Genomic DNA, 25748 nt, shown 5'->3' with positions numbered 1-25748 from the left:
CGGTCAGTCTCCGCTCTTATCCAGATGAAAGACTCGCGAGGGCTCGAGCTTGCCCGCACGCATCTCGCAGAGCGCCACGATCGACCCGCCTTCCATGGCTGAAACGGTTCGGGCCCCGGCGGTTAACCGGGCCTTCAGCGCTTCGACCTGTCGGGGAACGAGAACGATCGGCCGTCCCTGCTTCAACTTGAAGGCGTCTTCGGCGGTCACGGCCAGCTCCGGGATGTCGTCCAGGGCGGTCTCGACCGGAAGCAATGCCTCCAAGCAGCGGGCCTTATGGCCCAAATCCTCCAACAATTCCAGCGTTATCGCCGAGTCCTCGTCGAAGGGCCCGACGCGGGTCCGGCGCAGGGCGCTGACATGGGCGCAGGCGCCCAGCCGCTCGGCGATATCGCGCACGATGGCGCGGACATAGGTGCCCTTGCCGCACTCCACGGCGATCTCGATGTGATCGGCGTCGGGAACATCGACCACCCGCGCGTCGTAGATGGAGATCTGCCGGGCCTTGAGCTCGACCGCCTCACCGGCGCGCGCCAGGTCGTAGGCGCGCTCGCCGTCCACCTTCACCGCCGAGAAGGCCGGCGGGACCTGCAGGATGTCGCCGATGAACTCGGGCAGCACGGCGGCCACCGCCTCGGCGCTGGGCCTGACGTCCGAGGTCGCGGTGGTCGCGCCCTCGCGGTCGAAGCTGGCGGTGGTGCGGCCCCACTCGATGGTGAAGCGATAGGCCTTGTCGGCGTCCATCAGGAACGAGACCGTCTTGGTCGCCTCGCCCAGCGCGATCGGCAGGATGCCGGTGGCCAGGGGGTCGAGGGTCCCGGCGTGGCCGGCCTTCTGGGCGTTGAAGATCCGACGCACGCGCCCCACGGCCTGGGTCGAACCGAAGTCGTAGGGCTTGTCCAGATTGACCCAGCCGGAGATCGCATCGCCCTTCTTGCGGCGCGCCATCAGTCCTCGTCCTTCCAGGAGTCGGACGGCGGCTGCGGCGTCAGGTCCTGGGCCACCTTCGGGTCGTCGAACAGCCGGCCGATGCGCGCGGCTTCGTCGAAGGTCTCGTCGTGCAGGAACTTCAGGTCCGGCGTGAACTTCATGTCGATGGTCCGGCCCAGCCGCCCGCGCAGGAACTTGGCGTGACGGTTCAGCGCCTTGACCACCTCGCCGGCGTGCTCGCCGCCCAGCGGCTCGATGAAGCAGACCGCATGGCGCAGGTCCGGGCTCATCCGGACCTCGGTGATGGTGATCGAGACCCCGACCAGGACCTCGTCGTTGAACTCTTCCTCGCGGAGGATCTCGACGAGGGCGTGGCGCATCAGCTCGCCGGCGCGAAGCTGGCGCTGGGACGGGCCCGCGGGGGCCGCGCGGCCCTTTGGGGGGGTGCGTTTCATGGACTTGCCTCTAACGACCTGGCCCGCGGTTCGGACGCGGCGGCTCAGGAGAAGGGCGCGCTTCTAGTCGCGCGAGGTCAAGAAGTCCAGGATTTAGCCCGCGCCGGTGCGCTCGCGGAAAAAGGCCAGGACCCGCGCCTCGGCCTCCTTGGTCGGTCCGTCCTTGGCCAGGTTGATAGTCAGCACCGAATGCGGATGCTTCAGCCCGCCGGGCCGGGCGTGCCTGGGATCGATCTCGATGGCTTCGAACCTGTCGCCGAACTCGCGCCTGTAGGTGTCGAACCGCGCGTCGGGCACGAAGGGGTCGCCATGGAAGCGCAGGCCGATCATCGACAGGTCTTCCTCCTCGAAGCGCCTGCGCGCGCAGGAGACCTCAGCCGGGGAGACGCCGATCGCGGCGGCGCGCTCGGGCTTGCCGGCGCCCAGCGGCAGGGAGGGCTGCGACAGCACCGGCGCGACGACCGACGGCTCGGTCATCATCGCCAGGGCGAACCCGCCGGTGAAGCACATGCCGACCGCGCCGACGCCCTTGCCGCCGCATTCGGCATGGGCCTTGCGCGACAGCGCCTTCAGCCATTCGACGATCGGGCTGGACTTGTCGCTCGCCCAGACGTTGAACTCGCGCCGCACGCAGATCCCGCCCAGCATGGTCAGGGCGCTGAGCGGATGGCTGGCCGGTCGGCCCGGCTCGCCGAACAGGTGCGGGCAATAGACGGTCATCCCCGACGCGGCGACGCGGTCGGCGAAGGCGATCACCTGCGGATGCAGGCCGGGCATCTCGTGGATGACGATGACGGCGGGGCCGGAGCCGCGCCTGTAGACGTTCCGCGTCCAGCGGCCGTCGTCGAAGGCGAATTTCTCATAGTCGGCCAGCGCCGCTTCGTAGCCCATCGCACCCTCCCCTAACGTCGTTAGGCGAGAGCTTAGCCTTATCGGGCCTTGGTCCGCAGCATCGAAAGATCGCCTTCGAAGCCCGACAGCCGCCAGGTCCCCTGCTCCTGGGTGAAGGTCAGCAGGCAGGGGCCGTCCTTCTTGCGCGGGACGCAGACCTGGCCCTCGCCGACGCTCTTCAACTGGCCGCCGATGACCATCGGGCCCGGCAGCGGCCTGGCCGGATCATAGCCGTAGTACTGGGCCACGGAGCGGAACACCGAGGGCTGGATGAGGGCCTCGCCCGCCAGGTCGGCCAGGGCGGGCGCGATCAGCGCGCCCAGGGCGGCCAGCCCGTCATTGCCGCCGGCCTTGCGCGCCTCGGCCATCATCCGGCTCTCGATCTGGCGCTTGAGGGCCGGGCGGTCGACATGCGCCTCGAAGGCGGCCTTGTCATTGTCGCGGATCGACACCAGCAGGGCGTGGACATCGCCCGCCGCGTCATAGCGCTGCGCGGTGGCGCAGGCCGACAGGGTGAGGGCGACCAACGCCAGGATCAGAACTCTCATCAATCGATCGCCTTACTCGGTCGGCACGCTGCAACTGGTCAGCAAAGCGGGGCCAAAGAATGACGCCTTGCCTTGCGTCGTCCCTGGCCCACAACGCAAAAGGCCTCCGGCTTCCCGGAGGCCTGATGACTGGACGCCTGGCGGCCTAGAGGCTGCGCGCGACCTCTTCGAGGCTGAAGCACTCGATGACGTCGCCTTCCTTGATGTCCTGGAAGCCCTCGAAGAACATCCCGCACTCGACGCCCGAACCGACCTCGGCCACTTCGTCCTTGAAGCGCTTGAGGGTGCGGAGCGTGCCCAACTCCAGGACGACGATGTCCTCGCGGATGATCCGGACGCGAGCGCCGCGGCGGACCACGCCTTCGGTGACGCGGCAACCGGCGACCCGGCCGACCTTGGTGATGTCGAACACCTGCAGGACCCGCGCGTTGCCCAGGAAGGTTTCGCGCTGTTCCGGCGCCAGCATGCCCGAGAGCACGCCTTTGATGTCGTCGATCAGGTCGTAGATGATCGCGTAGTAGCGGATCTCGACGCCTTCGCGCTCGGCCAGGGCCTGGGCCTGCTTGGAGGCGCGGACGTTGAAGCCGATGATCGGCGCGCCCGAGCCCTTGGCCAGCATGACGTCGCTTTCGCTGATCGCGCCGGCGCCCTGGAGGATGATCCGCGCGCGGACCTCGTCCGTGGCCAGCTTGTCCAGCGAACCGACGATCGCCTCGGCGGAGCCTTGCACGTCGGCCTTGATGATGACCGGCAGCTCCGAGATCTTCTTGTCCTGCAGCTTGGCCATGAAGTCGGCCATGGTGACGCCGCCGGCGACCGGCGAACCGGCCTTCTCGCGCTTCACCCGGGTCCGGTACTCGGTCAGCTCACGGGCGCGGGCCTCGTTCTCCACGACCGCGAAGGGCTCGCCCGGGCTGGGCGTGCCGTCCAGGCCGAGGATCTCCACCGGCACCGACGGGCCGGCCGAGTCGAGCTGCTCGTCACGTTCGTTCAGCAGGGCGCGCACCCGGCCGAAATTGGCGCCGGCCACGACGATGTCGCCACGCTTCAGGGTGCCGCGCTTGACCAGCACGGTCGAGACGGCGCCGCGGCCGCGGTCGAGCTTGGCCTCGATGACCGTGCCGTCCGCGGTGCGGTCCGGGTTGGCCTTCAGGTCCATCATCTCGGCCTGCACCAAGATCGCCTCGATGAGGTTCTCCAGGCCGGTCTTCTTCAGGGCCGAGACCTCGATCACCTGGGTGTCGCCACCGAGGCTTTCGACGACGATCTCGTGCTGCAGCAGCTCGTTGATCACCCGCTGCGGATTGGCGTCGGGCTTATCGATCTTGTTGATCGCCACGATGATCGGAGCCCCGGCCGCCTTGGCGTGCTGGATGGCTTCGATCGTCTGCGGCATGACGCCGTCGTCGGCGGCCACGACCAGCACCACGATGTCGGTGACATCCGCGCCGCGGGCCCGCATCGCCGAGAAGGCGGCGTGGCCGGGGGTGTCGAGGAAGGTCACGGCCTGGCCGTCGGCCAGGCGCACCTGATAGGCGCCGATGTGCTGGGTGATGCCGCCATGCTCGCCGCCGGCGACGTCGGCCGAACGCAGGGCGTCCAGCAGCGAGGTCTTGCCGTGGTCGACGTGGCCCATGACCGCCACGACCGGGGGCCGCGGAACCAGGTTGTCGTCGATGTCCTCTTCGCCGATGAAGCCTTCTTCGACGTCGGATTCCGAGACGCGCCGCACGGTGTGGCCGAACTCGGTGGCCACCAGCTCGGCGGTGTCGTTGTCGATGACGTCGTTGATCTTCAGCATCACGCCCTGACGCATCAGGAACTTGATGATCTCGACGCCGCGGGTCGCCATCCGGTTGGCGAGTTCCGCCACGGTGATGACGTCGGGGATGACCACTTCGCGGGCCGCGCGGGCCTGCTCCTGGCCGCCGCCCTTGCGCTTCTCGCGTTCACGTTCGCGCGCCCGGCGGACCGAGGCCAGCGAACGCATCCGTTCGACGGCGCCCTCGTCGTCACCAGCCACGGCCTGGATGGTCAGGCGGCCTTCGCGGCGCTGGGCGGCGCCCTTCACACGGCTGATCGCCTTGTTGGGGGCGTTGGCCGCGGCCTTGCGGCGGGTATCCTCGTCGTCGTCGGGCCGGCGGCCGGCTTCGCCGGGACGCGGCGCCTGGCGGGTGGCGCGCTGGATTTCAGGAGTCGCCGGCGGCGCGTTCGGAGTCGCGCCGCGAGGCGGACGCGGACCACCCGGACGGTCGCCCGGACGACCGGGCGCCGGACGCGGCGCCAGGGCCGAATAACGGACGGGCTCGCCGCTCGGACGCGGACGGTCTCCCTGCGGGCGATCGCCCTGAGGCCGGTCGCCTTGCGGGCGCGCGCCCTGCGGACGCGGGCCGCGGTCGTCACGCGGCGGACGCGCGTCGGCGCGCGGCGCGCGCTGGCCGAAGTTCATGTTCTCATAGCGGCCGGGCGCGCGTTCCGGACGATAGGTCGTCGTCGTCGGACGATCGTCGCGGCGCTCGCGGGAGGGCTCGTAGGTGCGGGTCTGGCCCGAGGACGGACGCGGGGCGTCGCTGCGCTCGCCACGCGGCGGCTCGGCGCGCGGGGCCTCGCTCCGCGGCGCTTCGGTCCGCGCGACCGGCGCCTGCGGCGCAGGGGTCGGAGCCGGGGGGGCCGCCGGTGCGGGAGCCGGAGCTTCGGCGCGGGGCGCTTCCGGCGCGGGAGTGGGGGCCGGAGCCGGCGCTTGCGGCGCGGCGGGCGCTTCTACCGGCTTGGCGGCGGCGGCCGCAGCGGCGGCGCGCGCGGCTTCGGCCTCGGCGCGGGCGCGCTCTTCACGGGCGCGCTGCTCGGCGGCCTGGCGGGCCTGCTGCTCGCGAGCCAGTTCGATCGCGCGCTGACGGGCGCGTTGTTCATCGGCCGACAGGCCCGAACCATCGTGCGAGCCTTGCGACGGCCGCGGCGCGGACGGCTGCGGCGAGAAGGCGCGCTTCTCGGCCGAAGACGGCGCAGCAAGATTCCCCGCCGGCGCGGAGTGCGTGCGCTGGCGCTTGGTCTCCACGACCACCGTCTTGGAGCGGCCGTGGCTGAAGCTCTGCTTCACCGTGCCCGCACTGACCGATCCAGCCCCGCGAGGCTTGAGGGTCAGGGGAGCTCGCCCACCAGGGGCCCGGCCGTTGTCGTTCTCGTCGCTCATGCGCTCGCTTTACATATCAGCCGGGACGGTCCCGACCACGGACATTCCAATAGCTCTAGGCGCGCGAAACCCCTTTAGGTTCCGCCCGCCTCAGGAGGCTTTTCCTCGCGCCAACTCTCGGGAAGGAGCGGGCGGAAGCCAGATAGTCTCTGGACGTCTTTCGTCCAGCGATCGGCGCCGCGCCCCGCAAGGAAGGCGGTGTGTATCACATTCTCGGCCCCCAAGGCCAAACCCAATTCCTCGGCGTCGAAGAGTCCGCAAAGCTGCGGGGGTTTGGGTGACTTGCGGGCCACATTCAGGATCTTGCGACGGCCGTCGGCGGCGCCGTCGGACGCCTCGATCAGCCACGCGGCCTTGCCGGCGTTCAGGGTCGAGACGACCTTCTCGAAACCCGAGATAAGTTCGGCGGCCCGTTTCGCAAGCCCAAGACCGTCGAGCAGCCGCTTGCGCAGCAGCGCCTCGACCTGGTCGGCGAGGTCGGCGGGGGCCGAGAGCTTGGCCTTGGCGGCGCGGGCGAAATGCCCCTTCTTCGCCGCCGTCTCCACCGACGCGCGGTCGGCGGCGACCCAGAGGCCGCGCCCCGGCAGCTTGCACGCCAGGTCCGGCGTCACCAGGCCGCCGGGTCCGGCGACGAACCGCACCAGGGCCGCCTCTCCCATCACCTGGCCCGAGACGATGTCCCGCCGTTCCCTCGCGGCCTGCGCCAGGGTCTTGGGGGCCCTCGTCTCGGCCGCGATGGAAGCAGGCGCACTCACCTGGGCTTAGGCCTCCGGGCTCTCTTCGACAGCAGCTTCGACTTCGGCGTCGGCGTCAGCGTCGACCTCGGCTTCGTCCACGTACTCTTCGGGTTCCGGTTCCGGCGGGGCCTCGACCCAGCCCATGGCGATCCGGGCGCGCATGATCAGCGCTTCGGCGTCGGCGGCGTCGAGGTTGAAGCTTTCCAGAATGCCCGGTTCGCGCACGCGCTCGCCGTCGCGGTTCTCGAACCAGCCGCGCAGGTCGTCGGGGATCAGGCCGGCCAGGTCCTCGACGCTCTTCACGTCGCCCTCGCCCAGCGCCACCGACATCGGCAGGGTGACGCCCTCGATCTCCAGCAGGCCGTCCTCGACGCCCAGCGCCTTGCGCTTGGCGTCGTATTCGGCCGCTTCCTTCTCCAGGAACTCGCGGGCCCGGGTCTGGATCTCGTCGGCGGTGTCCTCGTCGAAGCCTTCGATGGCCGCCACTTCCGAGGCGTCCACATAGGCCACGTCCTCGACCGAGGCGAAGCCTTCGGTGACCAGCAGTTGGGCGATGACCTCGTCGACGTCCAGGGCTTCCTGGAACAGGGCGGTGCGCTCGGTGAACTCGCGCTGGCGGCGCTCGCTCTCCTGGCTCTCGGTCATGATGTCGATCTGCCAGCCGGTCAGTTGGCTGGCGAGGCGCACGTTCTGGCCGCGGCGGCCGATGGCCAGCGAGAGCTGCTCGTCGGGCACCACCACCTCGACGCGCTCGTCCTCCTCGTCCATCACCACCTTGGAGACTTCGGCGGGGGCCAGGCCGTTGACGATGAAGGTCGCCTCGTCCGGGCTCCACTGGATGATGTCGATCTTCTCGCCCTGCAGCTCGGCCACCACCGCCTGCACGCGCGAACCGCGCATGCCGACGCAGGCGCCGACCGGGTCGATCGAACTGTCGTTGGAGACGACGGCCATCTTGGCGCGCGAGCCCGGGTCGCGGGCGACGGCGCGGATCTCGATCACGCCGTCATAGACTTCCGGCACTTCCTGCGCGAACAGCTTGGCCATGAAGCCGCCGTGGGCGCGCGACAGCAGGATCTGCGGGCCCTTGGTCTCGCGGCGGACGTCGTAGATGTAGCAGCGGATCCGGTCGCCGATGTTGAAGTTCTCGCGCGGGATCGACTGGTCGCGGCGCATGATGCCTTCGCCGCGGCCCAGGTCGACGACGGTGTTGCCGTACTCGACGCGCTTGACCACGCCGTTGACGATCTCGCCGACGCGATCCTTGAACTCTTCGTACTGGCGCTCGCGCTCGGCCTCGCGGACCTTGCCGGTCACGACCTGGCGGGCCATCTGGGTCTGCACGCGGCCGAACTCGAACGGCGGCAGGATCTCTTCATAGACCTTGCCGACGAAGGCGTCCTTGTCGGTGCGCAGGGCGTCGGCCAGGCGGCGGACGCCGACCGGCTCTTCCGGCACGCCGTCCTCGCCCTCGAACACCGCCTCGTCGTCGATGACCGTGATCACGCGCTTGACGGTGGTCTCGCCGGTCTTCGGATCGATGCGGACGCGGATGTCGTGCTCGGCGCCGTAACGGGCGCGGGCGCCCTTCTGGATCGCTTCCTCGATCGCCTCGATGACGATTTCCTTGTCGATCGACTTCTCCCGGGCCACGGCCTCGGCGATCTGCAACAGCTCAAGCCGGTTGGCGGAAATGCCGGTCAGGCTCATCGGTTTGCGTCCTCTTACTCGGGTGTGTCTTGGTCGGCCTCGGCGCTCAGGCGGGCGGCGCGTTCGTTCGCGCCGCGCTTCATGAGCGCGTCGGTCAGGATGAGTTTGGCGTCCACGATCCACGCGAACGGGACCATGGCGGTGGAGTCTTCGCCTTCCAGGTCGATGCCGATGGCGTCGCCCTCGACGCCGGCCAGCACGCCGCGGAAGCGCTTGCGGCCCTCGGCCACGCGGTCGAGCTCGATGCGCGCCTCGTGGCCTTCGTAGTTCTCGAAGTCCTTCAGCCGGGTCAGCGGCCGGTCGACGCCCGGCGAGGAGACCTCCAGCGTGTACTCGCCGGCGATCGGGTCGGCGGCGTCCATCACCTCGGAGATCGCCCGCGACAGCCGGGCGCAGTCCTCGACCACCATCTCGCCTTCCGGCGTCTCGGCCATGATCTGCAGCCGGCGCGCTTCCTCGCCGCCCATCAGGCGCAGGCGCACGATCTCGTAGCCTGCAGCCTCCGCGACCGGGTCGAGGAGCTCCAGGAGCCGATGGTCTTCAGTAGTCTTGCCTCGCATAAGCTTGGCTGCTCTCCGGCAACAAAAAAGCGGCCGGGCCGAAGCCTGCCGCTCGTATGCGCTATCTGGCGCTAACGGACGATGTGGGAGCTATATAGCGCGCGACCAGCGGTTTGTCAGCCCCCGCAAATCCGAGGCCTCGCCGCGGTTTTCTTCGCCTTTTACGCGCCGTCAGGCTCGGCCCCTCTTTTCCGCGCGGCCTGAATGGTCCACAGACGCGCCACCCAACTTTCATGTGTCTCAAGGTCCTCTCCTCCTCATGGACATCTCCAAGATCCCCACCGGCGTGAACCCGCCCTACGACGTCAACGCCATCATCGAGATCCCGCAGGGCGGCGAGCCGGTGAAGTACGAGCTCGACAAGGACAGCGGCGCGATCATGGTCGACCGCTTCCTGCACACGGCCATGTACTATCCCGGAAACTACGGCTTCATCCCGCACACCCTGTCAGACGACGGCGACCCGATGGACGTGCTGGTGGTCGGCCCGACCCCGGTGGTGCCCGGCGCGGTGATCCGTGTACGGCCGATCGGGACCCTGATGATGGTCGACGAGGCCGGCGGCGACGAGAAGATCCTGGCCGTGCCGGTCGACAAGCTGCATCCGTTCTATGCCGGCGTGGATAGCTGGCGCGGCCTGCCGGCGATCCTCACCGAGCAGATCGCCCACTTCTTCCAGCATTACAAGGACTTGGAGAAGGGCAAGAGCGTCGAGATCGTGCGCTGGGCCGATCCGGAAGAGACCGGCGAGCTGATCCGCCAGGGCATCGAGCGGGCCAAGGCGGCCGGCAAGGGCCAGCCCGGAACCTGACAATGGAAGGTCGCCATCGGCAGGTTCCGGCGGCGACCTTCCATCTACCTTCTGATGAAGTCGAAGAAGACCGGCGCGCAGTCGCCCAGGCGCTTTTCCTCGTAGCGCGTGGTGATGTGGTCGGCCGGCGCCGTGCGCCAGTCGTCGGCCCGCTGGGCCGGCCAATCGAAGTCCGGCGACGCCAAGATCCGCTCCAGCGCCCAGTCCGCATAGCCGGCCACGTCGGTGGCGAAGCGCAGCCGCCCGCCCGGCTTCAGCACCCGGGCCAGTTCGGCGACCATCTCCGGCTGCACGATCCGGCGCTTGTGGTGCCGCGCCTTGGGCCAGGGGTCCGGGAACAGGATGAACACCCGGTCGAGACAGGCGTCGGGCAGCCGCGCCGCCAGCTCGCGCGCGTCGCCGTCATGGATGCGGACGTTCTTCAAATCTTGTTCAGCCACATGGCGCACGGCGCTGGCGACGCCGTTCAGGAACGGCTCGCAGCCGACGACCAGCACGTCGGGCGCGCGGGCGGCCTGGCTGGCCATGTGCTCGCCGCCGCCGAAGCCGATCTCCAGCCAGGCCTCACGCGCGCCGTCCATCAGCGTGCGCGGGTCGAACGGCCCGGCCGGCGGCCGCAGGCGCGGCAGCAGGTCTTCGACCAGGGCGGCCTGGCGCGGCTTGATCGGCCGCGACTTGATCCGGCCGTAAGAGCGCATCAGCGGGTGGGAGGCATCTTCCATGGGCGCCGTCTACAACGACAAAGGCCGCCGCGCGAGTGCGCGACGGCCTTCGATGGATCCGAAACGGATGTGGATCAGGCCAGGCCCTTCAGTTGGTCGACCAGGTCGGTCTTTTCCCAGGAGAAGCCGCCCTCGTTGTCCGGCTGGCGGCCGAAGTGGCCGTAGGCGGCGGTGCGGGCGTAGATCGGGCGGTTGAGGCCGAGGTGCTCGCGGATGGCGCGCGGCGTGGCGCCGCCGATCATCTGCGGCAGGGCCAGCTCCAGCTTGGCCGGATCGACCTGGCCGGTGCCGTGCAGGTCGACATAGAAGCTGAGCGGGTCGGAGACGCCGATCGCATAGCTGATCTGGATGGTGCACTTGCGCGCCAGGCCGGCGGCCACGACGTTCTTGGCCAGGTAGCGGCAGGCATAGGCGGCCGAGCGGTCGACCTTGGTCGGGTCCTTGCCGGAGAACGCGCCGCCGCCGTGCGGCGCAGCGCCGCCGTAGGTGTCGACGATGATCTTGCGGCCGGTGACGCCGGCGTCGCCGTCCGGGCCGCCGATCAGGAAGCGGCCGGTCGGGTTGACGTGCCACTTGGTCTTCTTGGTGATCAGGCCGGCCGGGATGACGCTCTCGACATAGGGCTTGATCGCCGCGGCCAGGCGCTTGGAATTGACGGTCTGGTCGCCGATCTTCTTCTTGTGCTGGGTCGAGACGACGATCTTCAGGATCTCGACCGGGCGGCCGTCCTGATAGAGCAGGGTCACCTGGCTCTTGGCGTCGGGCTCGAGGAAGTCGGCCTCGCCCGAGTGACGGACCTCGGCCAGCTTGTGCAGGATGTCGTGCGAGAACTGCAGGGTGGCCGGCATCAGCGACGGGGTCTCGTCGCAGGCGTAGCCGAACATGATCCCCTGGTCGCCCGCGCCCTCTTCCTTCTTCTCGGTCGAGTCGACGCCGACGGCGATGTCGGCCGACTGGGCGTGCAGGTAGTTGGCGAACTTGGCCTTTTCCCAGTGGAAGCCCTTCTGGGCGTAGCCGATGTCCTTCACCGCCGCGCGGACCTTGGGCTCCAGGCTGGCCAGGATGTCCTTGGTCAGAGCCTTGTTCTCGGCCTTCGAGGCGCCCGGCTTGCCGGCGCGAACTTCGCCGGCCAGGACGATGCGGTTGGTGGTGACCAGGGTCTCGCAGGCCACCCGGGCCTCGGGCTCCACCGACAGGAAGGCGTCGACCACCGTATCGGAGATGCGATCGGCGACCTTGTCCGGATGGCCTTCGGACACGCTTTCGCTGGTGAAGATGTAAGAGGAACGGCTCAAGAGGTAGCTCCGGTAATCGGGCAGGCCGCGGCGCAGGGCGGCCCCATTTGGACGTCGCCGGAACCTATAAAGAAATCTTTATATCCCGCAAGCGGCGTCAACCGCCACGCGATCCGACGTCGCGGGGGCGAAAGAGATGTCGGTCAACGCGACGGCGACCTTTGAACGTTCGCTCCAAGCGAGGCGGTCGCGTTCATTTATTCGTATTTTCAATAAGTCCTATCGAATTGGCCCGGCTAATCGAACGCTCCGCTGCGGCCTATGTTTCATGCAGTCGCCGTTGCGAGGGGAATGCATGACTTCGATGATCTGGCCGCGCCTCGCTCGCTTCCTGCCGCTGCCCCTGGCGGTCGGGATGATGGCGTCTCCGGCCGCCCACGCCCAGCCGACCGTCGGCTTCGCCCCTCTGGTCATCGAGGACCAGGGCAGCTTCAGCGTCGGCGGCACGGTGCAGCGCACGCCGGGCGTCTATGACAACAACAGGCCGACGGCGGCCGGGCAGAGCTTCCACGGCGATCATCTCTACGCCTTCTATCAGAGGCCCCAGGGCGCCCGGCCGCTGCCGATCGTCATGCTGCACGGCGCCTTCCAGTCGGGGCGGAGCTGGGAGACCACGCCCGACGGCCGCGAGGGATTCCAGACCCTGTTCCTGCGGCGCGGCTACCCGGTCTACCTGGTCGACCAGCCGCGGCGCGGCCGCGCGGGAAACAGCATGGTCGCCGCCACGATCGAGCCGGCGCCCAATGATCAGCTCTTCTTCGACCAGTTCCGGTTCGGCGTCTGGCCAAGCTATTTCGACGGAGTGCAGGTCGACCGCAAGCCGGCGACGCTGGACCAGTTCTTCCGGTCCGTCACGCCCAACACCGGGCCCTACGACGCCGGGGTGATCGCGGACGCCATGGCGGCGCTGTTCGAGAAGGCCGGCCCCGCCATCCTGTTCACCCACTCCCAGGCCGGCGGGCCGGGCTGGCTGACGGCGATCAAGAGCGCCAACGTCAAGGCGATCGTCGCCTTGGAGCCGGGCAGCGGCTTCGTCTTCCCGCACGGCGAGCTTCCGCCCGCCATGCCGAGCGCCGCGGGCGCGCTGACGCCGGAAGCCGTGCCGCTGGCCGACTTCAAGAAGCTCACCCGCATTCCGATCGTCATCTACTACGGCGACAATATCCCGACCGAAGCGACCGAGCGTCGGGGGGAAGACAACTGGCGTGTGCGCCTGGCCATGGCCCGCCTCTGGGTCGAGGCCGTCAATCGCCACGGCGGCGACGCCCGGCTGGTGCATCTCCCCGAGATCGGAATCCGCGGCAACACCCACTTCCTGATGTCGGACCTGAACAACGTCCAGCTCGCCGACCAGGTCACGCGGTTCCTGGCCGAGAAGAAGCTCGACTGAGCCGTCTGCGCGACGCGCGGCGGAGCCCTTCCGCGGACCGGAGATCCAATTTCGAATGACCGACGAAATCACCCACCAGAACCGGCGCGCATTCCTGGGCGCCTCCGCGCTCATTCTCTCAAGCGCAATGTCAGGAGTTCCGGCCATGGCCCATGCGGCCGACGACAAGCTCAGTTCATTCACGCCGGCCTATCGCGGCGCGATCACGAAAAACGAGTCCGGGAAGGTCAACGTCCACCCGGTCGCCTACAAGCTTCACGGCCTGACCATCGCCGCCAATGTCTACACGCCAGCGAACTACGACCCGAAGCAGGCGTATGCGGCCATCGTCGTGGCCCATCCGAACGGCGGGGTGAAGGAACAGGTCGCCGGTCTCTATGCCCAGCGCCTGGCCGAGCGGGGCTACATCACCGTCACCGCCGACGCCGCCTATCAGGGCGCGAGCGGCGGCCAGCCGCGCAACGTGGACAAGCCCGCGAACCGCATCGAGGACATCCACGGCATGGCGGACTTCATCACCCAGTATCCCGGCGTCGACGCCGCGCGGCTGGGGCTGTTCGGCATCTGCGGCGGCGGGGGCTATTCGCTGGCGGCGGCGAAATCCGACAAGCGGTTCAGGTCGGTCGCGACGCTCAGCATGTTCAACTCCGGGCGGGTTCGCCGCAACGGCTTCGCCGATTCCCAGTTGGACACCATCCAGGCGCGCCTGCGGCAGGCGTCCGCCGCGCGCGCCCAGGAAGCGGCCGGCGGGCCGGTGCTCTACTCGGGCGACGCCGACATGACCGATGCGCAGATCGCCGCGCTGCCGTTCGAAATGTACCGGCAGGGCTATGAGTACTACTGGCGGACCCACGCCCACGCCGGCTCGACCTTCAAGTACACGACCAGCAGCCTGCTGGACCTGATGCGTTGGGACGCCGCCGACCAGATCGAGCTGATCGACCAGCCCCTGCTGATGATGGCCGGCAGCAAGGCCGACAGCCTGTACATGACCGAAGACGCCTTCCCCAAGGCCACGGGCGCCAAGGACAAGGAGCTGTTCAGGATCGAAGGCGCCACGCACATCGAGACCTATTGGGTTCCCGAATATGTCGAGGCCGCCCTGGGCAAGTTGACCCCATTCTTCGCCCGGACCCTCTGAGGCGTCCAAGCCATCCATCTGAAGGAGCGCGCCATGAAGAAAGTCGCCGCCTCGATCGCCCTTTCCACCCTCGCCGCGACCGCGGCCGACGCCCAGCCGACCGGTCAGCAGATCAGCCGGGCCGGGACGCAGGCCTCCGTGGCCGGGCCGGAACAGAACTTCACCGGCCAGGTGCGCGTCGATCCGCTGTTCGCCGCCACGGCGGAGGTCAATGCGTCCGGCGCCTACGTGACCTTCGAGCCGGGCGCGCGATCGGCCTGGCACACCCATCCCGCCGGCCAGCGCCTGGTCGTGGTGTCGGGCGTCGGCCTGACCCAGGAGGAGGGCAAGCCGGTCCAGGAAATCCGCCCGGGCGACGTCATCGTCTGCCCGCCCGGCGTCAAGCACTGGCACGGCGCGGCGCCCGCCACCGCCATGACCCACCTGGCCGTCACCGGCGTGGTGGACGGCAAGAGCGTGGAGTGGATGGAGAAGGTGACCGATGAACAGTACCGCGCGCGCTGATCGTCGCGCGCCAGGCGTCGGACTGGCCGTGCTCGCACTGGCCGCCGGGCTGGCGGTCGCTCCGGCCCACGCACGGCAGACCGCATCGGAGCCGCAAGCGATGCCCCAGGCCTCCCAAACCTTGTCCGCCAGCCAGCAAGCCATCCCGCTGATCGCCGCGGCGATGGCCCGAAGCGACATGCCCCGGCTTGACGTGGCGCTGAACCAGGGCCTGGACGCCGGCCTGACGATCAGCGAGGCCAGGGAAATCCTCGTCCAGCTCTACGCCTATGTCGGCTTTCCGCGCAGCCTCAACGCGCTGGGGGAACTGATGAAGGTGGTGGAGGCGCGCCAGCAGCGCGGGCTCCGTGACGAACCGGGGCGTGAACCCGGCAAGCCCGTTCCCACCGGCGAGGAACTACGGGCGGTCGGCGCGGCCAATCAGACGAAGATCTCGGGCGGGCCCGTCGCCGGGGCGGTGTTCGACTTCGCGCCGGTCATCAACCAGTTCCTGCAATCCCATCTCTTCGGCGACATCTTCGAGCGCGACAATCTCGACTGGCGCAGCCGCGAACTGGCCACGGTGGGCGCGCTGGCGGCCACGCCAGGGGTGGAGGCGCAGCTCCGCTCGCACATGGCCGCCAGCATCCGGGTGGGCCTCACCCCTGCGCAACTGCGGCAAGTGATCCAGGGGCTGGAGGGCTCGGGCGACGTCGCCGGCGCCGATCGCGCCCGCACGGCGCTGGACCAGGCCCTCGTCGCGCTGAACATCCAGGAGTGACGCCGGCTCAGGCCCGGTAGCGGAGGACGTCCACCAGCAGGGCCAGGGCCGGCGAGGAATGACGGCGGCTCGGATAGTAGAGGTGATAGCCCGGGAACGGCGGGCACCAGTCCTCCAGAACCCGGATCAGCCGCCCGTCCCTGACGTGGGGCAGGACCTGGTCCTCGGGCATGTAGGCGACGCCAAGCCCGTCGAGCGCGGAGTTCAGCCGCAGGGCGAGGTTGTTGAAGACCAGTTGCCCCTCGCCGCGGACATTGACCTCGCGGCCATCCTTCTCGAGGTCCCAGGCGAACAGGCCGCCATGGGTCGGCAGCCGCATGTTGATGCAGTTGTGCGCGGTCAGGTCCTGCGGGGTCTGCGGGATCGGATGGCGCTCGAAGTAGTCGGGCGACGCCACCACGGCCATGCGCATGTCCGGCCCGATCCGCACCGCGATCATGTCCTTGGCGATCTGTTCGCCCATGCGGACCCCGGCGTCGAAACCCTCCGCAACGATGTCGGTGAGGCCGTAGTCGACGATGATCTCCACCGAGATCTCGGGATAGTCGGGCAGCAATCGCTTCAGGGCCGGCTGCAAGGCCGAGAGCGCGGCGTGCTCGCCCGCGGTGATGCGAACCGTCCCGGCCGGCGTCTCGCGCAGCGCGCCGAGCGCGTCGATCTCTGCCGTGATCTCAGCGAACCGGGGCATGACCGTTTGCAGCAACCGATCGCCGGCCGGCGTCGGCGCGACGCTTCGCGTAGTGCGCGCCAGCAGTCGAAAGCCCAGACGCTCTTCGAGCGCGCGGATCGTCAGGCTCAGGGTCGATTGCGAAATGCCGAGCTTCGCGGCGGCCTTCGTGAAGCTGCGCTCCTGCGCCACCACGACGAAGGCGGCCAGGTCATCGAAGTTGGCGTTCGGCATTCATTGTTCCGGGCAATAGGACCATGCCGATTGTAGCCGCCCATAGGACTATGCCCAGGGCCGAGCCGCCGACTTCGCTCCGGATCGACGCCGCCCCGGCTCAGTCGTCGAGGATCGAGGGGTCTTCTTCGACCATGGCGCGGACGAGGTCGAGGATGCGGCGGCGGACGCGCGGGGGGGAGATGCGAGGGAAGGCGCTGGCCAGTTCGACGCCTTCGGGCGTCAGCAGGAAGGCCTGGAGGTGGGCCTGACCGCCGGGGGAGCCGTCGGCGCCGATGGTCGCTGTGTCGGCCAGCCCTTCGAAGAAGTAGGCGGTCGAGGTCTCCAGGGCGCGGGCCATCTCGTAGAGCTTGGAAGCCGAGACGCGGTTGGCCGCGCGCTCGTACTTCTGGACCTGCTGGAAGGTCAGGCCGATGGCTTCGGCCAGCCGCTCCTGGCTGACGCCGAGTTCCTTGCGGCGAAGGCGGATGCGCAGGCCGACATGAACGTCGATGGGGTTCGGTACGCTGTCGAGGTCCTTGGACATGGGCTCACCCTAAACGAGCCTCGACTGACGCGCCAAAAAGCTGACCAAACCGTCAATTCCGCTCAATTCGCCGATCTAACTGTCGAATTCCGACGATGGCCAGAGAAAGGAGCAACATCATGACGAAGCCTGTCTCGCTGATGAAACTGTAGATTGTCCTGGGTCGAAAATTCGGCAACCGAGCGTCGATCACACCGGATTTTCCAAGTGCGAGCTCAGCATTAGGCATAATTCGCCCCTGAGCATCGATTACGGCGGACACTCCGGTCGGGGTGGCGCGGATGATCGGCAGGCCGCTCTCGATGGCCCGGTAGCTGGCGATGTTGAGGTGCTGCCAGGGGCCGCTGGTGGCTCCGAACCAGGCGTCGTTGGAGACGTTCAGCAACCATTGCGGGCGCACGCCCAAACGGCGCGCGGCGTTCTCGGCGAAGCGGGGGAACAGCGCCTCGTAGCAGATCAGCGGCTGCAGCGGCGGCAGGCCCTGGGGCGACAGCGGCCTGGGCGGCGGGCCGGCGGTGAAGTCCTCGGGCATGTGCACCAGGCTGCGGATTCCGAGCCGGGTGGCCAGGTCGCCGAAGGGCAGGAACTCGCCGAACGGCACCAGGCGGTGCTTGTCGTAGACGCCGGTGACCCTGAAGCCCTCGGGCTCGCCGCGCAGGGCCACCAGGCTGTTGAAGTAGTCGGCGTCGCCCCCGGCGCCGATCTCGACCCGGTTGGCGCCCAGCAGCAGGGTCTGGCCCGGGGCCGCGACCGCGGCGAAGCGGCCGAGATAGGGGCTGCCCGGGGCCAGCAGGTCGTCGATCACCGCCGGCAGGGCGCCCTCCGGCCAGACGATGATCTGCGGGGCGGGATCGCCCGGCTTGCCCTGCGACAGGGTCACATAGGCGTCGATGATGGCGTCGAGGTTCTCGGGCTTCCACTTGTCCTTCTGGTCGATGTCGGCCTGGACGATGCGCACCAGCGGCGCGTCGGGACGGGGGGCCGGCGCGCCGGAGAGGCGGACGGTCCCGAAGACGACGAGCGCGGCGAGAACCCCGAGCGCCAGACCCGGGGCGAGCAGCCGCCGACGCAGCGATCCGGCGTCGAGCAGCATCGCGAAGCTGGCCGCCAGGGCCAGGGTGAGCCAGCTCAGCCCATAGGGACCGACCACGGCGGCGAACTGCGAGACGGCGCCGCCGGCCCGCCAGGTCTCGCCCGGCAGGTTCCACGGAAAGCCGGTGAAGATGTGGGCGCGGACCCATTCGAGCAGCGAGAGCGCGCCGGCGAAGACCAGCGCACGCCAGGGCCCGCGGACGCCGGCGAGGCGGTAGACCAACCCCGCCAGGCCCCAGAACAGCGCCAGCCCCCCGGCCATGAGCAGCAGGGCGAAGGGCGCCATCCAGCCGTGGGCGGCGGCGTCGACGAGGAAGGCCTCGGTGATCCACCAGACCCCGACCGCGAAATAGCCGACCCCGGCCAGCCAGCCGCGGAAGAAGGCCGAGCGCAGCGGCCGGGGGCCCTGCGTCTCGGCCATCAGCATCATCAGGCCATAGCCCAGCAGGCCGGGCAGCAGGCCGAACGGCGGATGGGCCAGCCCCGCGGCGACGCCGGCGACGATCGCCAGCAGCCGCGCGAGCCAGGGAGACGGCGTCTTCAGGTCAGACCTCTTCGCCGGACGGCGCCGGCATCGGCGCGAACCGCACGCGCTTCACGCGCCGGGCGTCGGAGTCCAGCACCTGGATCTCGAACCCCGCCGGGTGGGCGATGACCTCGCCGCGCTGCGGCACGCGCCCGGCCAGGGCCGAGACCAGGCCGCCGACGGTGTCGATCTCCTCGTCCAGCTCGCCGGGGGCCAGATGCTCGCCCAGGGCGGCCTCGAGCTTTTCCAGGGGCGCGCGGGCGTCGACCTCGTAGACGCCGCCGGCCCGCGGGGTGATGGACGCGACGGCGGCCTCGTCGTGCTCGTCGTCGATGTCGCCGACCACGGCCTCGACGAGGTCTTCCATGGTCACCAGGCCGTCGGTGCCGCCGAACTCGTCGATCACCATCGCCATGTGGGTGCGTTCGGCCTGCATGCGCAGCAGCAGGTCGGCCGCGCGCATCGAGCCGGGCACGTAGAGCGCGTCGCGCCGCAGCTTCTGCAGCACGAGGTCGGAGGGGCCCGGCCGGCGGCCGGCGCCGGACAGCAGCTTGAAGATGTCCTTGACGTGGATGACCCCCACCGGGTCGTCGAGGGTCTCGCGGTAGATCGGCATCCGGCTGTGCTCGGATTCCGCGAACAGCTCGACCACTTCGGAGAAGGGCGTCGACAGCTCGACCGCGACGATGTCGACGCGGGGCGTCATGACGTCGGAGACCCGCAGGGTCTGGAAGGCGGCCGCCTGCTCTACGAGGCCGTTGGGCGCCGCGGGCCGACCGGGCGCGGCGGACGTCTCGCTCCCGCCAGCGGCGCGAAGTCTACGAAAGAACGCCCGAATCCCCCGGCTGCGACTGGGGGGTTCGGGCGGACTGGATATCCCATCCGAAGAGTTGGTCATGGTCTCCCTGCCAGATCGGTCGTCGGCTCGAACGAGCCGGCGTCGACCCGATTGTTAAGTTGTCCATCTTCTTCGCCGAACCGGTACCCGCTCCGGCGGAAGATGGTCAGGCCGCGTAGGGGTCAGGAACCCCCAGCCCGGCCAGGATGACGCGCTCGAGGCCCTCCATCTGTTCGGCCTCGGCGTCGGTCTCGTGATCGTATCCTACAAGATGCAGAACGCCATGCGCCACCAGGTGCTGAAGGTGGTGGGCCAGCGGCTTGCCCTGTTCGGTCGCTTCGCGCACGCAGACGCCGAAGGCCAGGGCGATGTCGCCGAGGTGGCCCTCCGGGTTCTGCGGAGCGGGGAAGGACAGCACGTTGGTCGGCTTGTCCTTGCCGCGGAAGCGGGCGTTGAGCTCGCGCACGCTCTCGTCGTCGGTGAGCAGCACCGTGACGCCGCCGCCGTCGAAGTCGATCTGGCCGAGGGTCGCGGCGGCGGCGGCCTCGATCAGGTCCTCGGCCCGCGGCTCGGCCGCGATCCAGGCCTCGTCCTCGATCTCGATATCGATCAAATCGCCCGCCCGTTCTTGGCCGCGTCGGCGTCGTAGGCGCGCACGATACGCTCGACCATCGGGTGGCGCACGATGTCCTCGACCGCGAAGCGGTTGACGCCGACGCCCTTGACGCCCTCCAGCAGGCCGACCGCATGGGCGAGGCCGGAGTCGGCGGCGTTGACGAGGTCGATCTGGCTGGGGTCGCCGGTAACCGCCATGCGCGAGCCCTCGCCGATCCGGGTCAGGACCATCTTCATCTGCAAGCGAGTGGTGTTCTGCGCCTCATCGACGATGACGAAGGCGTGGCTGAGGGTGCGGCCGCGCAGGAAGGCGATGGGAGCGACCTCGATCTCGCCCTTCTCGCGCCGGCGGCGGAACTGCTCGGGGCCGAGGATGTCGGTGAGCGCCTCCCAGACCGGGGCCATGTAGGGGTCGACCTTCTCGGTCAGGTCGCCGGGCAGGAAGCCGAGCCGCTCGCCGGCCTCGACCGCCGGGCGCGACACGATCAGGCGGTCGACCTCGCCGCGCAGCAGCAGGCCCGCGCCGTGGGCGACGGCCAGGAAGGTCTTGCCGGTGCCGGCGGGGCCCAGGCCGAAGACCAGCTCGCACTTGCTGAGCGCGTCGAGATAGCGCGCCTGGCCCGGCGTGCGCGGGGCCACTTGGCCGCGGCGGCCGGCCGGCAGCCCGGCCGGCGACTTGCCGGTTCCGGCGCGGGCGGCGCCGATGGCGACGCGGACGTCGGCCTCGGTCACGTCGCGGCCGGCGTCGGCCTGGGCGGCCAGGGCGGCGACCACCAGCTTGGCCCCGGCCCGCGACTTGGCGTCGCCGTCGATGGAGACGCCGCCGCCGGGGGTCTCGATCAGGACGTTGAAGGCGTCCTCGATCAGGGCCGCATGGCGGCTGGAGGCGCCGGCCACCGCGCGGGCGGCCTCGTCGGAGAGGGGGATGTATTCGGGCCGGCTCACGCGGTCTCCAGCTCCAGCACGCCGGCCAGGCTCATCTTGTGGGCGGTCTCGATCCGCACCGGCACGATCTGGCCGATCAGGCGCTCGGGCCCCTCGACATGCACGGCCTGGAGGTAGGGACTGCGGCCCGAGAGCTGGCCGGGATGGCGGCCGGGCTTTTCGAACAGCACCGGCAGCACCTTGCCGACCTGGGCGGCGTTGAAGGCGCGCTGCTGCTCGTCGATCAGGGCGTTGAGGCGGGCCAGGCGCTCGTCCTTGACCTCCTCGGCCACCTGGCCCGGCAGGGCGGCGGCCGGGGTGCCGGGGCGGCGCGAGTACTTGAAGGTGAAGGAGGCGGCGTAGCCGACCTCGCGCACGAGCTGCAGGGTCGCCTCGAAGTCGGCGTCGCGCTCGCCGGGGAAGCCGACGATGAAGTCCCCGGACATGGCGATGTCGGGCCGGGCGGCGCGGATCTTCTCGACCAGCCGCAGGTAGCTCTCGGCCGTGTGGGCGCGGTTCATGGCCTTGAGGATCTTGTCCGAGCCGGCCTGCACCGGCAGGTGCAGGTAGGGCATGAGCTGCGGCAGCTCGGCATGGGCGGCGATCAGCGCCTCGTCCATGTCGGCCGGGTGGCTGGTGGTGTAGCGGATGCGGTCCAGGCCCTCGATCTTCGCCAACTGGCGGGCCAGGCCCGCAAGCCCGCCCTCGCCGGCATAGGCGTTGACGTTCTGGCCGAGCAGGGTGACCTCGCGCACGCCCTTGGCCGCCAGGTCGCGGGCCTCGGCCAGGACGGCCTCGAGCGGACGCGACCACTCGCCGCCGCGGGTATAGGGCACGACGCAGAAGGTGCAGAACTTGTCGCAGCCCTCCTGAACGGTGAGGAAGGCGGTCACGCCCTCCGGATTGCGCTCGGCCGGCAGGGCGTCGAACTTCTCGTCGGCGGCGAAGTCGGCGGCCAGGCGCTCGCCGCGGGCGCGGTGGGCGCGGGCGATCAGCTCGGGCAACTGGTGATAGGCCTGCGGCCCGACCACCAGGTCGACAGCCGGCTGGCGCAGCATGATCTGCTCGCCCTCGGCCTGGGCGACGCAGCCGGCCACGGCGATGGTCATCTTGGCCCCGGCCTCGGCCCGCGCCTGCTTCATCAGCTTGATCTGGCCGAGCTCGGAATAGACCTTCTCTGTGGCCTTCTCGCGGATATGGCAGGTGTTGAGGACGACGAGGTCGGCGTCCTCCGGCGTCGAGGTCACGCCATAGCCCAGCGGCGCCAGCACGTCGGCCATACGCTCGCTGTCATAGACGTTCATCTGACAGCCGTAGGTCTTGATGTAGAGGCGCTTGGGAGGCGCAGAAGCGGTCATCCCGGCGTTATGGGGTTGCGAGCGCCCCCACGCAAGTTTTCGGACCGCCGGGTCTGGCCTCAGTCCTCGATCGGCACGCCGTAGAGCTCGAGCCGGTGATCGACCAGCTTGTAGCCGAGCTTGTGGGCGATCGCCTCCTGCAGCGCCTCGATCTCCTCGTCCACGAACTCGACGACCTTGCCGGTCTTCATGTCGATCAGGTGGTCGTGGTGGACCTCGGTCGCCTCCTCGTAGCGCGAACGGCCGTCGCGGAAGTCGTGGCGGGCGATGATCCCGGCCTCCTCGAACAGGCGCACGGTGCGGTAGACGGTGGCGATCGAGATGTGGGGATCGACCTCGTGGGAGCGGCGGTACAGCTCTTCCACATCGGGGTGGTCATGGGCGGCCGACAGCACGCGCGCGATCACGCGACGCTGCTCGGTCATGCGCATGCCCTTCTCGACGCAGAGGCTTTCGATGCGGTCCACGACAGTCTCCTCGGAAATCAACTCGCCCTAAGGATAGGGCGACTAGGCCGCGCGGCCAAGGTCGAGACGCATAACAACCGCGTCGGCGGTTCCGGCGGGGCCGCGATCATAGTAGCCGCGGCGCAAACCGGCGCGCGCAAACCCCGCCGCCGCGTAGAGCGCAAGGGCCGGAGCGTTGTCGTGGGCGACCTCCAGGAACAGCGCCTCGGCGCCCGCCATGCGGGCCGCGCCGGCGGCGGCCTCGACCAGGGCCCTGGCCAGGCCGCGGCGGCGGGCGGGCGGCTCGACCGCCAGGGTCAGGATCTCGGCCTCGCCGGCGACGGCGCGGCAGAGGATGAAGGCGACCGGCTCGGCGTCCTCGACCAGCAGGGCGAAGCCGCCGGGGCCGTCCAGCAGCTCGGCGATCTCAGGCGCCGACCAGGCGTGGTCGAAGGCGGCGGCGTGGACGCGGGCCAGGGCGTCGGCCTCATGGCTCCAGGCGCCGCGCAGCTTCATTCGGAAAGGCTCCGGCCGCCGGGCAGCTTGGCGTCGGGCGCGCGCAGGTAGAGCGGCCGCGGCGGGGTCGGGGCGCGGGCCGCGGCCAGGGCGGCGACGGCGGCCGGATCGGCGTGGTCGGCGGCGATCACCCGGGCGGACGGGCGCATGTCGGCCAGCAGCGCCGCGCCGGTCCCGACCAGGAGGTCGGGGGCCAGCTCGGCCAGGCGGGCGGCGGCGGTCTCGATCGGCAGGGCGTCGGGGGCGCTGACCGCGGCGCCGTCGGCGAAGGCCTGCAGGTAGACTTGGCCGCGCTTGGCGTCGAGCACGGCGAACACCCGGCCGGCGTGGGGCTGGGCCAGGGCCTCCAGCGAGCCGACCCCGATCGCCGGGATCCCCAGCGCCGCCGACAGCCCCTTGGCGAAGGCCAGGCCCACGCGCAGGCCGGTGAAGGAGCCGGGGCCGACGGTGACGGCGATGCGGTCAAGCTGGTCGAAGCTCAGGCCGGCCTCGCCCATGATCTCGGCGACCAGCGGGGCCAGGCGCTCCTGGTGGCCGCGGCTCATCGGCTCGATGCGGGCGGCCAGGACGGCGCCGCCCCGCACCACCGCCGCGGAACAGGCGTAGAGGCAGGTGTCGAGCGCCAGGACGATCACGGCTGGGCCGCGCCCCAGCAGGCGGCAAGGCGGCGCAGGCTGCGCTCGACCCAGGCGGCCATGGGCGAGCCGCCCTCGCCGCGCAGCTCGATCTGGACCGGATAGGGCGCGGCGACGAAGCGGGCGCCCTGCGCCCACAGCAGGTAGCTGTCGCCATCGACGGCCGGAACCGCGGCCGGCGGCGTGCGGCCGACGCCGGGAACGTCGATGCGCGGGGGCGGCAGGGTTTCGAGCTCGCTCAGCGCCGGGACGAGGGCCGGGCACGTCCTGGAGCTGGCCCAGGCGATGCGGGCCGCCTCGCCCTCGCGGGTCTCGACCCGGCGGGCGATCGCCTCGTCTCCACGCAGATAGAGCGAGACGCCGGCGACGCTGCGGTCGGCGCGGTAGACGGCGAAGGCGCCCCAGGGGCGCAGGCCCTCGAGCCGCACGCCCTTCAGCACCGGCCAGTCGTCGTCGCTGGCGGCGGCGGGCGCGGCCAGCACGCCGGCGCCGGCCAGCGCCAGGATCAAGGTTCGGATCGCCCCCACGACGTCGGTCCCAAACCGCTCGCCTAGAGCGTCTGCTCGACGCGGGTGACCTCGGGCACATAGTGCTTGAGCATGTTCTCGACCCCGGCCTTCAGGGTCGCCGAGGACGAGGGGCAGCCCGAACAGGCGCCGCGCATGTGCAGCCACACCACGCCGGTGTCGGCGTCGAAGCGGTTGAACAGGATGTCGCCGCCGTCCTGGGCCACGGCCGGGCGGATGCGGGTGTCCAGCAGGTCCTTGATCTCGGCCACGATCTGGGCGGTCTCGCCCTCATAGGCCATGTCGTCATGGCCGCCGGCCTCGGCCGCGCTCTCGACGAACAGCGGCCGGCCGGAGGTGAAGTGGTCCATGATCGCCGCCAGGATCGGCGCCTTCAGCAACGGCCAGTCGTGATCGGGGTCCTTGCCGACGGTCACGAAGTCGCTCCCGAAGAACACCCGGGTGACCCCGTCGATGTCGAACAGCTCGGCCGCCAGGGGCGAGACCTGGGCCTCGTCCAGGTCCCGGAAGTCGCGCGAACCCTCGGCGAGGACCTCGCGGCCGGGGAGGAACTTCAGAACCTCGGGGTTCGGGGTGGCTTCGGTCTGGATGAACATGAGCCAGATGTGGCGTTTCGCCGGAGGAATCGCAAGTTTTCCCTGCCCCGCTTCACCATACGCGATCTCTCTCCCGTGTGGGGAGGAAGAAGAACTAGGCCAGGTCGGCGATCTCGTCGTCGGTGAGGTCGCCGGGGACCACCGTCACCGGGACCTTGCGGGTTCCCCACTTCACGCCGTCCTTGGCGATGGACGAGACCAGCGGTCCAGGACCACGGCCGCCGACCGCGGCGGCCAGGACCAGGATCTTGATGTCGGGGTCCTCGGAGATGACCTTGCGCAGCGCCAGGCGGGTGCTCTCGGCGTGCACGATGATGAATTCGGGCGGCATGCCGGTCTCGGCGAGGACGAACTCGGCCATCTTGTGCAGGACGGCCTCGGCCTCCTCGCGGGCCTGGCGCTCAATCTCCTCGCGCACGCCGCTCCAGTGCTCGAACACCGCCGGCTCGATCACCCGCAGCAGCGCCACGTGGCCGCCGGTCGAACGGGCGCGGCGGCAGGCGAAGCGCAGGGCGGCCTGGAACTCCGGGCTGTCGTCGGCGATGACGAGGAACTTGCGCTGGCTCATGGGGCGGACGGTGGCCTGGACTCACGTTTTCGGCAA

At 69.9% G+C, this 25748-nt stretch carries 28 protein-coding genes; 5 read left to right on the top strand and 23 right to left on the bottom strand.

Annotated elements, in window-relative coordinates:
- Positions 1 to 3: 3 nt before the first annotated feature.
- The 8 genes from truB to rimP all read right to left on the bottom strand — a co-directional run bounded on the left by truB (position 4) and on the right by rimP (position 9021).
- Positions 4 to 948 carry a tRNA pseudouridine(55) synthase TruB gene (gene truB, locus RTL41_RS17375; RefSeq protein ID WP_312166336.1) on the bottom strand — a complete coding sequence of 315 codons (945 nt, stop codon included), beginning with the start codon at positions 946 to 948 and terminating at the stop codon, positions 4 to 6.
- The gene (rbfA, locus tag RTL41_RS17370; RefSeq protein ID WP_312166335.1) at positions 948 to 1385 is read right to left on the bottom strand and encodes a 30S ribosome-binding factor RbfA; all 438 of its coding nucleotides are present in this window, start codon (positions 1383 to 1385) and stop codon (positions 948 to 950) included. The genes truB and rbfA overlap by 1 nt, the downstream gene beginning before the upstream one ends.
- 93 nt (positions 1386 to 1478) lie before the next feature.
- On the bottom strand, positions 1479 to 2276 hold the full coding sequence (locus tag RTL41_RS17365; protein ID WP_312166334.1) for a dienelactone hydrolase family protein: 798 nt from the start codon (positions 2274 to 2276) through the stop codon (positions 1479 to 1481).
- 38 nt (positions 2277 to 2314) lie between these two features.
- A complete protein-coding gene (locus RTL41_RS17360; RefSeq protein WP_312166333.1) occupies positions 2315 to 2824 on the bottom strand; it encodes a DUF2939 domain-containing protein in 510 nt (169 codons plus the stop codon).
- A 145-nt stretch (positions 2825 to 2969) separates the two neighbouring features.
- Positions 2970 to 6014, bottom strand: coding sequence for a translation initiation factor IF-2 (gene infB, locus RTL41_RS17355; RefSeq protein WP_312166332.1), 3045 nt, complete (start codon positions 6012 to 6014; stop codon positions 2970 to 2972).
- Positions 6015 to 6088: 74 nt separating this feature from the next.
- Entirely contained in the window at positions 6089 to 6751 is a 663-nt protein-coding gene (locus RTL41_RS17350; protein ID WP_312166359.1) for an RNA-binding protein, read from the bottom strand.
- Positions 6752 to 6775: 24 nt separating this feature from the next.
- Positions 6776 to 8461, bottom strand: a complete 1686-nt coding sequence (nusA, locus tag RTL41_RS17345) for a transcription termination factor NusA (protein ID WP_312166331.1) — start codon at positions 8459 to 8461, stop codon at positions 6776 to 6778.
- 14 nt (positions 8462 to 8475) lie between these two features.
- Positions 8476 to 9021, bottom strand: a complete 546-nt coding sequence (gene rimP, locus RTL41_RS17340; RefSeq protein WP_312166330.1) for a ribosome maturation factor RimP — start codon at positions 9019 to 9021, stop codon at positions 8476 to 8478.
- Positions 9022 to 9280: 259 nt separating this feature from the next.
- Here rimP and ppa point away from each other — a divergent pair, with 259 nt between their 5' ends.
- On the top strand, positions 9281 to 9832 hold the full coding sequence (ppa, locus tag RTL41_RS17335) for an inorganic diphosphatase (protein WP_267233587.1): 552 nt from the start codon (positions 9281 to 9283) through the stop codon (positions 9830 to 9832).
- Positions 9833 to 9876: 44 nt separating this feature from the next.
- Here the strand turns inward: ppa and trmB are convergent, their stop codons facing one another.
- Entirely contained in the window at positions 9877 to 10554 is a 678-nt protein-coding gene (gene trmB / locus RTL41_RS17330) for a tRNA (guanosine(46)-N7)-methyltransferase TrmB (protein WP_312166329.1), read from the bottom strand.
- Between the two features lie 74 nt (positions 10555 to 10628).
- The gene (metK, locus tag RTL41_RS17325; RefSeq protein WP_312166328.1) at positions 10629 to 11849 is read right to left on the bottom strand and encodes a methionine adenosyltransferase; all 1221 of its coding nucleotides are present in this window, start codon (positions 11847 to 11849) and stop codon (positions 10629 to 10631) included.
- Between the two features lie 295 nt (positions 11850 to 12144).
- Between metK and RTL41_RS17320 the strand changes: the two genes are divergently transcribed.
- The 4 genes from RTL41_RS17320 to RTL41_RS17305 all read left to right on the top strand — a co-directional run bounded on the left by RTL41_RS17320 (position 12145) and on the right by RTL41_RS17305 (position 15644).
- Positions 12145 to 13239: an alpha/beta fold hydrolase gene (locus RTL41_RS17320; protein ID WP_312166327.1), complete on the top strand. Its 1095-nt coding sequence runs from the start codon at positions 12145 to 12147 to the stop codon at positions 13237 to 13239.
- Positions 13240 to 13384: 145 nt separating this feature from the next.
- A complete protein-coding gene (locus tag RTL41_RS17315; protein WP_312166326.1) occupies positions 13385 to 14380 on the top strand; it encodes an alpha/beta hydrolase in 996 nt (331 codons plus the stop codon).
- A 33-nt stretch (positions 14381 to 14413) separates the two neighbouring features.
- Positions 14414 to 14884: a cupin domain-containing protein gene (locus RTL41_RS17310; protein ID WP_312166325.1), complete on the top strand. Its 471-nt coding sequence runs from the start codon at positions 14414 to 14416 to the stop codon at positions 14882 to 14884.
- Positions 14885 to 15005: 121 nt separating this feature from the next.
- On the top strand, positions 15006 to 15644 hold the full coding sequence (locus RTL41_RS17305) for a carboxymuconolactone decarboxylase family protein (protein WP_312166324.1): 639 nt from the start codon (positions 15006 to 15008) through the stop codon (positions 15642 to 15644).
- Positions 15645 to 15651: 7 nt separating this feature from the next.
- Here RTL41_RS17305 and RTL41_RS17300 read toward each other — a convergent pair whose 3' ends face one another.
- The 13 genes from RTL41_RS17300 to RTL41_RS17240 form a co-directional block, all read right to left on the bottom strand.
- Complete coding sequence (locus RTL41_RS17300; RefSeq protein WP_312166323.1) at positions 15652 to 16545, bottom strand: LysR family transcriptional regulator; 894 nt, start codon at positions 16543 to 16545, stop codon at positions 15652 to 15654.
- Positions 16546 to 16645: 100 nt separating this feature from the next.
- Positions 16646 to 17071, bottom strand: a complete 426-nt coding sequence (locus tag RTL41_RS17295; protein ID WP_312166322.1) for a helix-turn-helix transcriptional regulator — start codon at positions 17069 to 17071, stop codon at positions 16646 to 16648.
- A 52-nt stretch (positions 17072 to 17123) separates the two neighbouring features.
- Complete coding sequence (lnt, locus tag RTL41_RS17290; protein WP_312166358.1) at positions 17124 to 18668, bottom strand: apolipoprotein N-acyltransferase; 1545 nt, start codon at positions 18666 to 18668, stop codon at positions 17124 to 17126.
- 40 nt (positions 18669 to 18708) lie between these two features.
- Entirely contained in the window at positions 18709 to 19587 is an 879-nt protein-coding gene (locus RTL41_RS17285; RefSeq protein WP_312166321.1) for a hemolysin family protein, read from the bottom strand.
- Positions 19588 to 19693: 106 nt separating this feature from the next.
- Complete coding sequence (gene ybeY / locus RTL41_RS17280; RefSeq protein WP_312166320.1) at positions 19694 to 20140, bottom strand: rRNA maturation RNase YbeY; 447 nt, start codon at positions 20138 to 20140, stop codon at positions 19694 to 19696.
- On the bottom strand, positions 20137 to 21087 hold the full coding sequence (locus tag RTL41_RS17275; protein ID WP_312166319.1) for a PhoH family protein: 951 nt from the start codon (positions 21085 to 21087) through the stop codon (positions 20137 to 20139). Before RTL41_RS17275 ends, ybeY begins: the two co-directional genes overlap by 4 nt.
- Complete coding sequence (gene miaB, locus RTL41_RS17270) at positions 21084 to 22424, bottom strand: tRNA (N6-isopentenyl adenosine(37)-C2)-methylthiotransferase MiaB (RefSeq protein ID WP_312166318.1); 1341 nt, start codon at positions 22422 to 22424, stop codon at positions 21084 to 21086. Before miaB ends, RTL41_RS17275 begins: the two co-directional genes overlap by 4 nt.
- 59 nt (positions 22425 to 22483) lie before the next feature.
- Complete coding sequence (locus tag RTL41_RS17265; protein ID WP_312166317.1) at positions 22484 to 22891, bottom strand: Fur family transcriptional regulator; 408 nt, start codon at positions 22889 to 22891, stop codon at positions 22484 to 22486.
- Between the two features lie 42 nt (positions 22892 to 22933).
- Positions 22934 to 23386, bottom strand: a complete 453-nt coding sequence (locus tag RTL41_RS17260) for a GNAT family N-acetyltransferase (RefSeq protein WP_312166316.1) — start codon at positions 23384 to 23386, stop codon at positions 22934 to 22936.
- Positions 23383 to 24018, bottom strand: coding sequence for a tRNA (adenosine(37)-N6)-threonylcarbamoyltransferase complex dimerization subunit type 1 TsaB (tsaB, locus tag RTL41_RS17255; RefSeq protein WP_312166357.1), 636 nt, complete (start codon positions 24016 to 24018; stop codon positions 23383 to 23385). Before tsaB ends, RTL41_RS17260 begins: the two co-directional genes overlap by 4 nt.
- Positions 24018 to 24548, bottom strand: a complete 531-nt coding sequence (locus RTL41_RS17250; RefSeq protein WP_312166315.1) for a hypothetical protein — start codon at positions 24546 to 24548, stop codon at positions 24018 to 24020. Before RTL41_RS17250 ends, tsaB begins: the two co-directional genes overlap by 1 nt.
- A 23-nt stretch (positions 24549 to 24571) precedes the next feature.
- The gene (locus RTL41_RS17245; RefSeq protein WP_312166314.1) at positions 24572 to 25144 is read right to left on the bottom strand and encodes a NifU family protein; all 573 of its coding nucleotides are present in this window, start codon (positions 25142 to 25144) and stop codon (positions 24572 to 24574) included.
- Positions 25145 to 25238: 94 nt separating this feature from the next.
- Positions 25239 to 25712, bottom strand: a complete 474-nt coding sequence (locus RTL41_RS17240) for a universal stress protein (protein WP_312166313.1) — start codon at positions 25710 to 25712, stop codon at positions 25239 to 25241.
- Between the last annotated feature and the right edge of the window lie 36 nt (positions 25713 to 25748).

Source organism: Phenylobacterium sp. (assembly GCF_031984885.1).
Lineage (GTDB): Bacteria > Pseudomonadota > Alphaproteobacteria > Caulobacterales > Caulobacteraceae > Phenylobacterium.
The sequence above is the reverse complement of the archived record's forward strand: the minus strand, read 5'-3'. Positions and strand labels throughout refer to the sequence as shown.